The sequence below is a fragment of the Methylobacterium sp. J-067 genome, from assembly GCF_022829465.1.
In the GTDB taxonomy this organism is placed as follows: Bacteria; Pseudomonadota; Alphaproteobacteria; order Rhizobiales; family Beijerinckiaceae; genus Methylobacterium; species Methylobacterium litchii.
Genome location: NZ_JAKSXZ010000144.1, coordinates 130,269 through 143,110 on the forward strand (window position 1 = coordinate 130,269; position 12,842 = coordinate 143,110).

Annotated in this window: 15 protein-coding genes; 9 read left to right on the plus strand and 6 right to left on the minus strand. The window is 69.4% G+C overall.

Annotated features, from left to right (window positions below; translation table 11 throughout):
* The first annotated feature begins 148 nt into the window (after nt 1-148).
* From MKK52_RS23305 to MKK52_RS23325, 5 genes are all read left to right on the plus strand, one after another.
* Nucleotides 149-901 (plus strand): 16S rRNA (uracil(1498)-N(3))-methyltransferase, encoded by a 753-nt coding sequence (locus tag MKK52_RS23305; RefSeq protein WP_243958428.1) that lies wholly within the window; start codon nt 149-151, stop codon nt 899-901.
* A gap of 279 nt (nt 902-1,180) precedes the next feature.
* Complete coding sequence (locus tag MKK52_RS23310; protein ID WP_243958367.1) at nt 1,181-2,548, plus strand: glutamate--cysteine ligase; 1,368 nt, start codon at nt 1,181-1,183, stop codon at nt 2,546-2,548.
* Between the two features lie 102 nt (nt 2,549-2,650).
* Nucleotides 2,651-3,070: a hypothetical protein gene (locus MKK52_RS23315; protein ID WP_243958370.1), complete on the plus strand. Its 420-nt coding sequence runs from the start codon at nt 2,651-2,653 to the stop codon at nt 3,068-3,070.
* 61 nt (nt 3,071-3,131) lie between these two features.
* Complete coding sequence (locus tag MKK52_RS23320; RefSeq protein WP_243958372.1) at nt 3,132-3,383, plus strand: sulfurtransferase TusA family protein; 252 nt, start codon at nt 3,132-3,134, stop codon at nt 3,381-3,383.
* A 43-nt stretch (nt 3,384-3,426) separates the two neighbouring features.
* A complete protein-coding gene (locus tag MKK52_RS23325; RefSeq protein ID WP_243958374.1) occupies nt 3,427-4,002 on the plus strand; it encodes an NUDIX domain-containing protein in 576 nt (191 codons plus the stop codon).
* 34 nt (nt 4,003-4,036) lie between these two features.
* On the opposite strand, the gene MKK52_RS23330 is transcribed toward MKK52_RS23325, so the two are convergent.
* The 4 genes from MKK52_RS23330 to selD form a co-directional block, all read right to left on the minus strand.
* Nucleotides 4,037-5,512: a GumC family protein gene (locus MKK52_RS23330; protein ID WP_243958376.1), complete on the minus strand. Its 1,476-nt coding sequence runs from the start codon at nt 5,510-5,512 to the stop codon at nt 4,037-4,039.
* A gap of 205 nt (nt 5,513-5,717) precedes the next feature.
* Nucleotides 5,718-6,803, minus strand: a complete 1,086-nt coding sequence (locus MKK52_RS23335) for a glycosyltransferase (RefSeq protein WP_243958377.1) — start codon at nt 6,801-6,803, stop codon at nt 5,718-5,720.
* Nucleotides 6,803-8,560: a glycosyltransferase gene (locus tag MKK52_RS23340; RefSeq protein WP_243958379.1), complete on the minus strand. Its 1,758-nt coding sequence runs from the start codon at nt 8,558-8,560 to the stop codon at nt 6,803-6,805. Before MKK52_RS23340 ends, MKK52_RS23335 begins: the two co-directional genes overlap by 1 nt.
* A gap of 299 nt (nt 8,561-8,859) precedes the next feature.
* Nucleotides 8,860-9,906, minus strand: a complete 1,047-nt coding sequence (selD, locus tag MKK52_RS23345) for a selenide, water dikinase SelD (protein ID WP_243958381.1) — start codon at nt 9,904-9,906, stop codon at nt 8,860-8,862.
* A 116-nt stretch (nt 9,907-10,022) separates the two neighbouring features.
* Between selD and MKK52_RS23350 the strand changes: the two genes are divergently transcribed.
* The 3 genes from MKK52_RS23350 to MKK52_RS27025 all read left to right on the plus strand — a co-directional run bounded on the left by MKK52_RS23350 (nt 10,023) and on the right by MKK52_RS27025 (nt 11,217).
* Complete coding sequence (locus MKK52_RS23350) at nt 10,023-10,541, plus strand: metallophosphoesterase (protein ID WP_243958390.1); 519 nt, start codon at nt 10,023-10,025, stop codon at nt 10,539-10,541.
* A gap of 113 nt (nt 10,542-10,654) precedes the next feature.
* Complete coding sequence (locus MKK52_RS23355; protein ID WP_243958392.1) at nt 10,655-10,978, plus strand: hypothetical protein; 324 nt, start codon at nt 10,655-10,657, stop codon at nt 10,976-10,978.
* A gap of 110 nt (nt 10,979-11,088) precedes the next feature.
* Nucleotides 11,089-11,217, plus strand: a complete 129-nt coding sequence (locus MKK52_RS27025) for a hypothetical protein (protein WP_279598002.1) — start codon at nt 11,089-11,091, stop codon at nt 11,215-11,217.
* 39 nt (nt 11,218-11,256) lie between these two features.
* Here MKK52_RS27025 and MKK52_RS23360 read toward each other — a convergent pair whose 3' ends face one another.
* Nucleotides 11,257-11,508 carry a hypothetical protein gene (locus tag MKK52_RS23360; protein WP_243958394.1) on the minus strand — a complete coding sequence of 84 codons (252 nt, stop codon included), beginning with the start codon at nt 11,506-11,508 and terminating at the stop codon, nt 11,257-11,259.
* Nucleotides 11,509-11,925: 417 nt separating this feature from the next.
* On the opposite strand from MKK52_RS23360, the gene flaF reads away from it, so the two are divergent.
* A complete protein-coding gene (gene flaF / locus MKK52_RS23365; RefSeq protein WP_243958396.1) occupies nt 11,926-12,288 on the plus strand; it encodes a flagellar biosynthesis regulator FlaF in 363 nt (120 codons plus the stop codon).
* A 7-nt stretch (nt 12,289-12,295) separates the two neighbouring features.
* Here the strand turns inward: flaF and MKK52_RS23370 are convergent, their stop codons facing one another.
* Nucleotides 12,296-12,709, minus strand: a complete 414-nt coding sequence (locus MKK52_RS23370; protein ID WP_243958405.1) for a flagellar biosynthesis repressor FlbT — start codon at nt 12,707-12,709, stop codon at nt 12,296-12,298.
* Nucleotides 12,710-12,842: the final 133 nt, after the last annotated feature.

The following is a 12,842-nucleotide window of genomic DNA, read 5'->3' on the forward strand; positions in this document are numbered from 1 at the left end:
ATAGGAATGTGGCGTCAATCGAGCGGTAGGGTGTATCTCGTGTGAGGCCCTGGGGAAGAGGGCGAAATCCACCGGCTGTCGCAGGGCTGCAACACCGGCCGCCGCCGTGTCCGTTGACACCCGCGCGGGCACGCGCGACCACCCGGCCATGCCGGCCTACGACTTCAAAGCCCCCCGCCTCTTCGTGGAGACGCCGCTCGCGGCCGGCACCGTGCTGCCGCTCGAACGGGCGCAGGCGAACTACCTCATCAACGTGCTGCGGCGGGGGGAGGACGATCCGGTCCTCGTCTTCAACGGGCGCGACGGCGAATGGCACACGCGCCTCGTCGCGACGGGCCGTAAGGACGGGCAGCTCCATTGCGTGGCGCAGACGCGCCCGCAGCACCCGCCCTCGGACCTCCATTACCTCTTCGCACCGCTAAAGAGCGCGCGGCTCGACTACCTCGCCCAGAAGGCCGTGGAGATGGGCGCGGGTCTGATCCGCCCGGTCATCACCCGCTTTACCCAGGGCGACCGCATCAACATGGACCGGCTCCAGGCCAACGCCATCGAGGCCGCCGAGCAATGCGGCATCCTGGCGATTCCCGAACTCGCGCCACCGCTCCGCCTCGACGAGGCCCTGGCCGGGCTGGACGAGGCCCGTCTCCTCGTCTTCTGCGACGAGGACGCACCCATCTCCGATCCGGTGCGCGCCCTGTCCGAGGCCGCCGACCCGGCGAACCCGCCGCCGCTCGCGGTGCTGGTCGGGCCGGAGGGCGGCTTCTCGGAGGAGGAGCGCGCGGCGATCCGTGCCCGGCCGAACACGGTGGCCCTGTCCCTCGGCCCGCGCATCCTCCGGGCGGACACGGCGGCGGTGGCGGTCCTGGCGCTCGTCCAGGCGGTTCTGGGGGACGGCCGCTAGTCCGCGAAAGCACGTGTGCCGGCGCACACGCCGCGCCGCTCAAGCAACGATCGGCCCGTTCTCGCCCACAGCCACGCTTGGCGCGCAGGTTTCGTCGCGTTGTCCCCCCGTCCGCTCTCGACTATGTGCGTGTCAGGACGCCGGCCGCGTGGACCTCCATGCGGGCGGCGGTAGCCCGTCCAAAGTCCCGTTCTCGGGACGGGGTTTTAACCGGGCGGGACGACCGGGAGACCGGCGCGCCGCCATCCGAACGGATCACAATTCCTGGGTGGGCAGCGCATGGCGCGCGACTCCGATGACACGACGCCGCTGACGACGCGTGCCGAACTGATCGACTGGTTCGCTGCCGGCGAGAAACCGCGCGAGCGGTTCGCCATCGGCACCGAGCACGAGAAGATCCCCTTCTACAGGGCCGACCGGCGCCCCGTGCCCTATGACGGGGATACGGGGATCGGCGCGCTGCTCGCAGGTCTCGGCCGCGACACCGGCTGGGAGCCGATCACCGACCGGGGCGCCGTGATCGGGCTCGCGGCAAACGAGGGCGGGGCGATCTCGATCGAGCCGGGCGGGCAGTTCGAACTGTCGGGCGCGGCCCTGCCGGACGTCCACGCCACGGCGGCCGAACTTGCCACGCATCTCGAGGCGGTGAAGCGTGTGGCCGAGCCCATGGGCATCGGCTTCCTCACCCTGGGCATGAGCCCGAAATGGCGGCGGGACGAGACGCCCGTCATGCCCAAGAGCCGCTACAAGATCATGGCTGGCTACATGCCGAAGGTCGGCAGCCTCGGCCTCGACATGATGCTGCGCACGGCCACCGTACAGGTGAACCTCGATTTCAGCTCCGAGGCCGACATGGCGCGCAAGATGCGCGCCTCCCTGGCGCTCCAGCCGGTGGCGACGGCCCTCTTCGCCAACTCGCCCTTCACGGACGGGCGGCCGAACGGCTTCCTCACCCGCCGCTCGGAGATCTGGCGCGACACCGATGGCGACCGCACCGGGATGCTGCCCTTCGCCTTCGACGCGGGCTTCGGCTACGAGGCCTATGCCGACTGGCTCCTCGACATGCCGATGTATTTCGTGAAGCGCGGCGACATCTACCACGACGTGTCGGGCGCCTCGTTCCGCGACCTGATGGAAGGCCGCCTGTCGCAACTGCCGGGCGAGCGCGCCACCGTCTCGGACTGGGCGAACCACGCCTCCACCGCCTTCCCCGAGGTGCGCCTGAAGCGCTTCCTCGAAATGCGCGGCGCCGACGTGGGCGATGCGGGCATGATCGCCGCGCAGGCGGCGTTCTGGACCGGCCTCCTTTACGACGACGCCGCCCTCGACGCCGCCCTCGACCTCGTGAAGGGCTGGACCGCCTCGCAGCGGGAGGCCGCCCGCGCCACGGCGCCCCGCCTCGGCCTCGCGACGCCGGTCGCCAAGCGGACCCTTGGAGAGGTCGCCGCCGAGGCCCTCGCCATCGCCCGCGCCGGCCTCAAGGCCCGCGCCCGCCGCGATGCCAACGGCCATGACGAGACAGGCTATCTCCAGCCTTTGGAGATGATCGTGGCCGCCGGACGCACCCGCGCACAAGATCTCCTCGATGCGTACGAGTCTCGCTGGGAATCGTCAGTCGATCCCTCCTTCACGGAGTGCGTATTTTAATCCTGATCATCGGTGGCGCGCCGGCCCGCGTCATTTCAGGTGGAACGTCTTTGCGGGGAACGCTGTTCTGGGTCCGGACACATCAATCTGAAGGATCCGGCCATGTCCCGCATCGCTACCTTCGCCGTCGGCGCCGTCACCTCGGTGGCCCTCGTCGCCGGCTCGCTCACCGCCGCCCAGGCGGCCCCGCTCCCCGCCCAGACCGCCGTCAAGGTCGCCGGTGAGAACGCCAGCATCGATCACGTCCGCTACCGCGGCTACCGGTACGGCTACGGCTACGGTCATCGCCGTGGCTACGGCGGCCGCGCCGCCGGCGCCCTTGCCGCCGGTGCCGCCCTCGGCCTGATCGGTGGCGCCATCGCCGCCAGCGCCGCCCCGCGCTACGGCTATGGCTACGATTACGGTTACGCCCCGGCCTATGGCTACGGCTACGCCCCGGCCGCGACTTACGGGTACGGCTACGCCCCGGCCTACGGCTACGGCGGCGGGTACGGCGGCGGCTACTACGGCTACGGCTGGTAAGTATTCGTCCGGTTGAGTAGGACTCCCCGCTCCGGTTCGCTCCGGGGCGGGGAGTTTGCGTTTGAGCGGGTCCGCCACGACGATCCTCGATCTCGCGGGGCTGAAATGCCCGCTGCCGGTGCTGCGCACGCGCAAGGCGTTGCGCGCCCTGCCGGCCGGCGCCACGTTGGTCGTGCTCTGCACCGATCCGATGGCGGCTATCGACATCCCCAACCTCGTTCGGGAAGAGGGCGCACGGCTCGATGGCGCCGAGCGGGACGGGAGCGATCTGCGCTTCACCATCACCGCCTTCGCGATGCCGCCGCATTCTTGACCGATCCGCTAGGTCCGAGAAGGACCTGGAGCGGACCGACAGAATGCCAGCACAGATCGGCGGCGTGCGCGTCGTCCATGACGGATGGGCACGCTACCTCGTAGCGGAAGTCATCCAGCCCGACGGCACGCGGATCAGTCGGGAGGTGGAGGATCACGGCCGGGCGACGGCGGTCTTCCCCTACGACCCCGAGCGCAGGGTGGCGATGCTCGTCTCGCAGCTGCGCGCGCCGCTCCTCTATGCCGGCGGCCCCGAGAGCATCCTCGAAGCGCCCGCCGGCCTGTTGGAGGACGAAGCCCCGGAGGAGGGAGCGCGGCGGGAGGTCAGCGAGGAGACCGGCATCCGGCTCGGCGCCCTCGATCTGGTGGCGAGCGCGTGGTCGGCCCCCGGCATCTCGACGGAACGGATGGACCTGTTCCTGGGGGCCTATTCGGCGGCCGACCGGATCGGCGTCGGCGGCGGCTTGGCGGACGAGAGCGAGGCGGTCACGGTCCACGAGATCCCGCTGGCGGAACTCGCGGCGATGGTGGGGCGCGGGGCGCTCAGCGACATGAAGACGTTGGTGCTGCTCTTCGCCCTGCAGATCCGCCGGCCGGACCTGTTCGCGCCGCAGGGGTGAGGGCCGGGGCGCGGAACGCCCCGGCCGTTCGCGATCAGGCGTCGGCGGCGCGCAGGCTGCGGCCGTTCGGCTGCCCCGCCTGACGCAGGGAGCGGCGGCGGTCGGCATCGGCGCCGAGGAGCAGGGCGATGCCCGCACCCAGGGCGAGGCCGAGGAGCAGCGCCACCGGCAGCACGATCTTCGGCGAGGGCGGGAAGGTCCGCTGCAGCGCCGGGGTCGCCACCGAGATGATGCGCACGTTGGTGGTGTTCAGCCGCTCCTGCTCGCTCGCCTCGCGGGCGCGGCGGAGATAGGCCTCGTACACGCCCTTGCGGGCATCCAGCGTCCGCTCCAGCTCGCGCAGGCCGACATAGGCCCGGTCGCTGACGGTGGTTTCGGTCTTCACCCGGTCGAGGTTGGAGCGGACGGCGGCCTCGCTGGCGGCAGCGCGGTCGTAGTCCTTCTGGAGCGTGTCGATGATCCGCTCCTTCTCCCGCTGGATCAGGCGCTGCAGGTCGCGCTGCTGGGCGTATTGCTCGGCCATGGCCGGGTGCCGCTCGCCGAGGCGGGTGGCGAGTTCGGCGGTGTTGCGCGAGAGCGTGGCGTATTGCTGCCGCAGGGCCTGCATCTCGAGGGATTGCAGCATCTCAGGCAGGGCGGTGCTCGGGTCCGACGAGCGCATCTTCCGGGCCTGCTCCAGGCGCGACTTCGACTCGGCGGTCTTGATCGCGGAGCTGACGAGCTGCTGGTTCAGGTCGCCAAGCTGCTGGTCGGTCAACAGACGGCCGCTCGACGCGACGAGGCGATGCTCCTCGCGGTACTTCACCACCTGCCGCTCGGCGTCCTCGACGTCGCGCTTCAGGTTGGCGAGGCGCCCGGCCAGGGCATCGGAGGCGCGCTTGGCCGAATCCATGCGGGCGGCGGCCTCTTCGGCGAAGTAGGCGTCGCCGATGGCGTTGGCGATCTTGGCGGCCTTTGCCGGATCGCGGGACTGCACCGCCACGTCGATGACGAAGGTGCGCTCCGGCCGGCGGACGATGATGTTCCGCTGCAGCGTGTCGAGGGCGATGTTCACCGGATCGCGGCTCACGTCCGGCGGCAGGGTGCCCATGACGCTGCGCAGCCAGTAGAGGAACGGGTTGCTGGCCTCGGGGCGGACGAATTCGTCGTCCCGGTCGAGGTGCAGCTTCTCGACCACCCGGCGCAGCACGTTGTCCGACTGGATCACGCGCACCTGGCTTTCGGCGATGGAGACGCCGCTATCTGCCTGGGGGGCGCGGGCGTTCAGATCGTTCTCGACCACGCGCAGGTCGGTCGGATCGACCAGCACCTGGATGTTCGAGGTGTAGCTCGGCGGCAGCAGCCCGAGCACGATGACGGCGGCGGCGACCATGATGAGGCCACCGAGCACGATGAAGGGCGAGCCGCGCCACAGCCGCCGGGCAATGGTGCGCGCGTCCGTACGCGGCTCCATCTCCGGCAGCACCATACGCACCGGCTCGCCGCTGATGCGTGTCGAGAAGTCGAACATACGCCTCGCTCCTTGACTGTCCGTCTCGCCGCCCGTCTGTCTTGATCAGGAACACCGTGTCCCGTTTCAAGACAGTTGAACCACTACGACGACTTACTCAAGACCAATGTCGCAAGCGGCGTACCGCACCGTATACGTCAAAGGCCAATGTTACCTGTGCCGCTTCTTCTGCCAAAGCGCCCGTTCGTCGCTGGCAGAGGGGCGGTCATGGAATCGTGGACCCGGGGGCCGCGTAGGCGCGCGGGTCGCCGTCGAGCCGCGCCAGCAACCGGGCCGCGTCCTGCGCGGCGAGGTCGTTCCAGCGTCCGACATTGTCCCGCGCCGCCTGGGCGCCCTGGTGGAATTCGTCCGAGGCGACCCATGCCGCGACGGCGCGCGCGCTGCGCTCGGCATCGTCGGGGCGGATGAGCAGGCCGGACTCGCCCAGCACCTCGCGGAATACGGGCGCATCCGGGGCGATGACCGGGATGCCGCCGTGCTGCACTTCGAGCAGCGGCAGGCCGAGCCCTTCCGCCTTCGAGGTGGAGAGCAGGGCGTGGCACGAGTTCGCCAGCACGAGCAGATCGGAATCCGGCAGGTAGCCGTGCCAATGCAGGTAGGGCGGCGGCGTATCGAGGAAGGCGTGCTTCCCCCAGCCGGTGCGGCCGACGATGTGCAGTTCCGCCGGGACGCCGATGCTGTTCAGGGCTTCCACGACGGCGAGGGCGGCCGCGTAATTCTTGCGCGGCTCGACCGTGCCGATGGCCAGCAGCCGCAGCGGGTCGCTGGGGCGGCGCGGCCCCGGCCCGACCCGCTTGGCGAGCTTGAACACGTCGCGCACCGGGGGGCGGAGCAGGAACACGCTCGCCTGGGGGGAGCAGTAGCGGCGCAGGTCCTCGCCCGTCGTGCGGCTGTTCACGAACAGGTTGCGGCCCCAGCGCATCGCCAGGGCGAAGGCCGGGCTGAGGTAGACCCGGCTGCGCAGGCTCAGGTCCTCGGGGCGGCTCACGAGGAACGTGTCGTGGATGTAAAGCAGGCAGCGCCCGGCGGCCGGCGCGCAGAGGGGCCCAGGCGGAAAGCCGGGGAACAAGAACAGCGCTTCGGGATCGCGCAGCGCCCTCAACGGTAGATCGACCTGCTGCCGGAGGATCATCTCCGGGACGGATCGGCTCGTCACCGACCGCACCTCGTGCGGGGCCAGGGCCTCCGCCGAGAACAGGTCCATCGTGACGCGCTCGATGCCGGTGACGCGCCCGCGCAGGTGCGTCCGGTCGATGTAGATCCGCTGCCGCCGGGTGAGAGAGCCGTGCATCACACCGCCCTCCCGCGCAACGTGCTGGCGAGATAGAGGCAGCGGCGCACGATAAGCGGCATGCGCCGCCCCAGCACAGCCTGCTTCGTCCGCCGCAGCCGCCTGACGAGGGGCGAGGACGGGGCCTGTACGGTGCCCTCGGCGCCGCGCAGGCGCTCGGCCGCGAAGGGGAAGTGCCCGAGCATCATCGGGGCGAAGGCGGTGCGCGCCGGCCCGTCCGCGATCAGGCCGCGCTCGCGCAGCACGGCGTCGAGCGACAGGGCGGCGGCGGCCGGGCTGTAGCGGTTCTCCATGGCGATCCGCGCAAAGGCACCGAGCGCCTGACGCACGGCCTCGTCCGCCACGAGGTCGGCGAGCGCTTCTGCCAAAGCACCGGGCTGAGGCTCCACGAGGCGGCCGGACACCCCATCGATCACCGAGGTGGTCAGGCCGGAGGTGCGGTAGGCCAGGGTCGGCACGCCGCACAGGCCGGCTTCGATGGGCGTCTGGCCCAGTGTCTCGTGACGGCTCGCGGTGACGTGGAGGTCGCAGGCGCCATACCAAGCCGCCAACGCATCCTCGCTGGCGACGAGGCCCGGCGCGAACAGGTTGTCGATGCCGAACTTGGACGGATCGTCCAGGCGGCCGATGGCAACGACGCCGACGCCGACGCCGGGCCGTGCCACCGCGCGCAGGGCATCGCGCAAATCGGCGAAGCCCTTGTCCGGCCCGTCCACGATCACCGACGAGACGAAGATAAGCACGTCGCCCTCGGGCAGGCCGAGGCGCCGCCGCAGCGCGGCCTTGTCGCCGGGGCTGAAGATGCCCGTGGGGAAGGCGAGGCTGACGGGCCGCGTCGTAGCCGGGGCGGGGGCGAGGGCTTCGCTGCGCGCCTGCGTCCAGGCGGAATTGGCGAGCAGCAGGGGGCCCTCCGGCGCGGCCAGCACGGCGCGCTTGCGGGCGTGCATCCCGGCGATCCGCCTCGGCGCGAGGGGCGGGTATTCGTCCGGGGTGGGGCAGGTGGCGTCGCAGCCGGTCTCGGCGCGGGTGCAGTCGCGCGGATGGCAGCAGCGCCCGGTGAGGGCGAAGAGATCGTGCAGGACCAGCGCGGTCGGGTAGGCCCCCGCGAGACGCCCGACCACGTCGAGGCTGCGGGTGGCGCCGTGGACGTTGCCGACCAGCACGAAATCGGGCCGCGCCACCGCGATGCGTGCCTCGGCCTCCGGGAAGCGGTCGGTCCATTCGGCGGCAGCCGTCCGGGTGCTCAGGATCTCGTGCGTCACCCGATGGTGCGCGAGAGACAGCGCCTCGGACAGACGGCGATGGGCGACCCCCGCGCCGCCGACCGTGCCCGTTCCCGTGACCGAGACGATGGAGAGCGGGGCGCCGGCCAGAGGCGCCGGCCCGCGCCGCAGGATCACGGGGCGTCCGATCCGCCGCTTGGCCTCGGGTGAGAGGGACGACCAGTCGGTCCCCGCACCGGCCATGAACAAGATGCCGTCCGACTCGTCGAGCCGGGCGTCGAGACCGGGCACGTCAAGGCCATGCACCGTGTCGCCATAGAGCACGCGCAGGCCCGCGACCGCCGAGGCCCCGCTCAGCGCGAGTTCGAGGGCGAGCGCACTCAGCCCCCCCGGCGCCAGCATGTCGCCCTCGCGCAGGACGAGGGTCGCGTCGTGTGCCGTCGACGCGGTGGAACTCTCGATGCGGTGCTCGGGGTAATCCTGCCGCTCGATCGAGGCCAGGGTCTCGGGCGATGCGTCTTCCGGGATCAGCACGCGGATCGTCGGCCACGGCCGTCCGTCCGGCAGACGCGCCGGGCGGACGGGGCATCCCGGGGCGGCCGCGAAGGGCCAACCCGAGATGCCGCATGCCGCAGGCGGAACTGTGCTGGAACCCGACACGTCCGGTTTGCCACTCGCTCGCAACGGCATCACAGAGGGTTAACCAGTGCTTTGCCTGTGACGATCCTCGCCGCACCGGATCGTGACGGCCGCAGCCAATTCGATCATAGTAAAGCGTGGGTTTCGCAGTCTATATATCGCCTATCCGTGAAGATATCCTGTCGAAACAGGCGTCACGCCGTGACGCGGATGCGTGGGGCCCCTTCCTCCATGCGACCGATGATCGACGCGGCCGGGTAGCCGGCCGCACGAATCCGGTCGAGGATCGCATGGGCGCTGTCGGCCTCGCAGGAAACGAGGAGGCCGCCCGAGGTCTGCGGATCGGTCAGGAGATGGCGGCGCCAATCTGGCAGATCCGCCGGCAGGTCGACGTGGCTGCCGAATGCCGTCCAGTTCCGGTGCGAAGCTCCGGTGACGAAACCGTCCCGCGCCAGCCCCTCCGCCAGGGGGAGCAGGGGCAGCCTGTCCGTGTCGAGCACGAGTGTGAGGCCGGCGCCGCGTGCGAGTTCGAGCCCGTGGCCGAGGATGCCGAACCCGGTCACGTCGGTGAGGGCATGGACCGCCGGGTCGGCGGCGAGGTCTGTGCCGACCTTGTTCAGCAGCGTCGTGGTGGCGACGAAGTCGCGATAGCCGTCGGCGCTCAGGGCCTCGCGCTTGATCGCGGCGGAATAGACGCCGACCCCCACGGGCTTGGTGAGGATCAGCACGTCCCCGGCCTTCGCGTCGGCGTTGCGCCGCACCGCCTCGCGGCGGCAGGTGCCGATGACGGCGAGCCCGTAGATCGGCTCGGGCGTGTCGATGGAATGGCCGCCCGCCACGGGGATGCCGGCCTCGCCGCACTTCTCCGCGCCCCCGCGCAGGATCTTCGCGACGACCTCCGGCGCGATCTTGCCCACCGGCATCCCGAGGATCGCCAGGGCGAAGATCGGCCGCCCGCCCATGGCGTAGACATCCGAGATCGCGTTCGTGGCGGCGATCCGGCCGAAATCGGCGGGGTCGTCCACCATCGGCGTGAAGAAGTCCGTAGTGGCGATGATGCAGGTGCCGTCCTCCTGCTCCCAGACGGCGGCGTCGTCGGCGGTCTCGTTGCCGACGAGCAACTGCTTGAACTGTGCGGCGGCCGGCTGGTCGGCCAGCAACGTGCGCAGCACCTCCGGATCGAGCTTGCAGCCGCAGCCGCCCCCGTGGGCGAGGCTCGTGAGGCGCGGGCTGTCGGTCATCGCAGGGGCTCCATGGCGGATCGGTTGCCCCCGCCGGGGGCTTGGACGTGGCGGCAAGGTAGTGCGGGCGGCGCGGCAGGGATACCGTCCCAGCCGCGGCTAGGGAGGAGTCCGGCGTGAGGGTGCATTTCACCGCCGATACACATTTCGGCGATCCCCGGGCGCTGCGCTTCGATCACCGGCCCTTCCCGGACCTCGACGCGCATGACGAGGGGCTGATCTTGGCCTGGAACGCGGCGGTCGCACCGGGCGACGTCGTTTGGCACCTCGGTGACTTCGCCCTCGGCCCGCCGCCCGAACGGATCGCGGAAATCCTCGCGCGGCTCCATGGCGAGAAACACCTCATCACCGGCAACAACGACGGGCCGGGGACGCTGGCCGCGTCGGGATGGGCCTCGGTGCGGGCCTATGCGGAAATTGCAGTGGAGGGTCGCGCTCTGGTTCTGTGCCACTACGCCTTCCGGACTTGGAACGGCATCGGGCGCGGGGCGCTGAACCTACACGGACACAGCCACGGCAAGCTGACGCCGATGCCGAAGCAATACGATGTCGGGGTCGATCCGATGGGCTTCGCGCCGGTCGGGCTTCCGGCCATCCTCGCCTCTCGACGGCGCAAAGCTCGGCCGGCGGATTGAGGAACCCTTTCGGCAGCGTCGCAGTTGAAGCGGACAGAAGACGAGGGCGGTTTTAGATCTGCCTAAGCATTCGTCACTGAGTCTTATGTTAACGATTAGCAACAGTCGATGCCATGCGAAACCTGAGATCCAGTCTCTCGGCCTGCGTCTTTGGCGTCATCGCCGGTTCGGTCGTTGCCACCTCGGCGTTGGCGCTTCCCGCCTGCATCGAGGCCCGCAAGAAGGTCGATGAGGCGGCGGCTCTGCGCTTCCAGGTCCGCCAGGACATGCGGCTCGGGGACCACGACCGGGTCTGCGACACCCTCGATGAGATCGGCGACCGCTACAACGACGCCCGCGACGCCTTCGACGATTGCGGGGAGGGCGTGGTCGCGATCGATTTGCGGGGAGAACTCCGGCAGCTCCGCATCGCAAAGAAGATTAACCGCTGCGATTGATGATACGCCGCATTCGCTGAATTCGTGTGCCCGCGCACAGCGGGACCGTTCATTCTCTAACATTCAGACGCAACGGACGGCTTGAGCGCCGCCGGGGAGCTTGTTCGACCATGTCCAACGCCACGAGCCGCACCGACATCGCCGTTGCGAACGGCCCGTCCTTCGTCGCCGCCCTCTGCGGCTTCGTCAGTTCCATGGTGGCCGCCTCGGCCCTCGTGCTGCTCCTCGTGGCGCTCTAAGGCCAGCACGGCCCCCGGTATGCCGGGGGCCTCGTCGCCTCACGGGGCGACAGACCAGAACCGCTGCCGGTTGAACAGGATTTCCTGGACCTTTTGCACCGACGCGGTCGACACCGGATCGGCACGGCATTGCGGCTCGGGCGGACGCCCTGAGGCCGCCGCCGGCGTGATCGGCAGGGGAGCCGACACGAGACCCAGCCTCGCCTGATATTCGGGCTGACGCGCCGCCGTGATGGTGAGGATCCCGGCGATCAGGGCGCCTGCGATGGCGCCGAGGGTAAAGTTCAACATACGCGCTACGACCCGCCGGGTCTCGATCTGCGGCCTTAGTGCCTTCTCGCGCCATATGTCGGCTGCAAGATGGCAGACGGGACCGGACGCACCGATTCAACCCATGACTTAGCATGGGTCGTGATTCTTGCCAGTTTGTGAAGTGTCGTGGGCACATGACTTTCGGGGAGCCAAGCGTTCAACGCAAGCTGCAACCTATAGATGAAGTATCGGCGCCTATAATGGATTTGTGATTGGTATAAGCGCCATTCAGTACTCTAAAGATGGCATTTGCGAGTTTCTCAGATCAGCTCCACACCGTGCTAACCGATTTCAGATGTCCTCCTGCAAACTCACCCGGTCTTAACTGGTGATGCGCGAGAAGGCGGTTCGTTCGACAGACCCACGAACCCCAAACCGCGCAAACCGAGGATCGCGATGAGCTACGCCGCCAACGCCTACGCCAAGACCTCGCGCAGCGTCCTCACGGCACGAGAAGCGGAGTCGGCCGTGCTCACCAAGGCGTCGCAGCGGCTGCAGATGGTGCGAGACGATTGGGCGAACCAATCCAGCGAGTTGGTTGCCGCGCTGAACTTCAACCAGAAGGTCTGGACGATCCTCGCGACCTCCGCGACGGACCCGGCCAACGAGCTCCCCGCCGACGTCAAGCAGGGCGTGGCTAACTTGGCCGTGTTCGTGTTTCGTCAGATGATCGAGACCATGGCCGATCCGGCGCCGGAGAAGCTGACGCCGATCATCACGATCAACCTGAACCTCGCCGCCGGCCTCGCCGGGCGGTGAGGCGCCGTCAGGACGCGTCGGCCGGCGCGTCCTTGTTCGCCAGCAGGCTGCGCAGTTGCTCCTCGTAGGCGAGGAGATCCTTGCCCCGCTTCAGGGCGCGATACAGGTCGCCGCCCTGCACCTGCTCGTAGATCGCGGCGATGTAGGGCCGCGTGCTCGGAGCCGCCTCCATCAGGGCGTTCGACTGCTCCACGAAGCTGTTCTCCGCAAGCGTCGGATCGTCCGCGAGGTACATCAGCGTCAGCGCGAAATAGAGCCGCTTGCACGGGGTGTCGGCTTCCGACTCCGTGATGATGTCGCTCTCGCGCAGGAACTTCGTGTTGGTCTCGATCACGAAGCTCGACCGGCGCGGCCCGTTGCGGATCGCGGCGTTGCCGATGATCAGCCGCTCGTCCGGCTTCAGCTCGATTTTCAGCGGCATGGTGCGGCCTCCCTCGCAGGCCCCTGTCGTAGGAGAGCCGCGTTAACGTTCCGCTAACCGTGTGCCGACGCCGTGATGCGGCGGCGTTGTTAAGTCATTAACCGAGTTTCACTGAAGCGCCGCACGAAAACAA

Coding starts and splice junctions, on each gene's coding strand:
- MKK52_RS23305 (WP_243958428.1), top strand. CDS start 149: ATGCCGGCCTACGACTTCAAAGCCCCCCGCCTCTTCGTGGAGACGCCG.
- MKK52_RS23310 (WP_243958367.1), top strand. CDS start 1,181: ATGGCGCGCGACTCCGATGACACGACGCCGCTGACGACGCGTGCCGAA.
- MKK52_RS23315 (WP_243958370.1), top strand. CDS start 2,651: ATGTCCCGCATCGCTACCTTCGCCGTCGGCGCCGTCACCTCGGTGGCC.
- MKK52_RS23325 (WP_243958374.1), top strand. CDS start 3,427: ATGCCAGCACAGATCGGCGGCGTGCGCGTCGTCCATGACGGATGGGCA.
- MKK52_RS23330 (WP_243958376.1), bottom strand. CDS start 5,512: ATGTTCGACTTCTCGACACGCATCAGCGGCGAGCCGGTGCGTATGGTG.
- MKK52_RS23335 (WP_243958377.1), bottom strand. CDS start 6,803: ATGCACGGCTCTCTCACCCGGCGGCAGCGGATCTACATCGACCGGACG.
- selD (WP_243958381.1), bottom strand. CDS start 9,906: ATGACCGACAGCCCGCGCCTCACGAGCCTCGCCCACGGGGGCGGCTGC.
- MKK52_RS23355 (WP_243958392.1), top strand. CDS start 10,655: ATGCGAAACCTGAGATCCAGTCTCTCGGCCTGCGTCTTTGGCGTCATC.
- MKK52_RS27025 (WP_279598002.1), top strand. CDS start 11,089: ATGTCCAACGCCACGAGCCGCACCGACATCGCCGTTGCGAACGGCCCG.
- MKK52_RS23360 (WP_243958394.1), bottom strand. CDS start 11,508: ATGTTGAACTTTACCCTCGGCGCCATCGCAGGCGCCCTGATCGCCGGG.
- flaF (WP_243958396.1), top strand. CDS start 11,926: ATGAGCTACGCCGCCAACGCCTACGCCAAGACCTCGCGCAGCGTCCTC.
- MKK52_RS23370 (WP_243958405.1), bottom strand. CDS start 12,709: ATGCCGCTGAAAATCGAGCTGAAGCCGGACGAGCGGCTGATCATCGGC.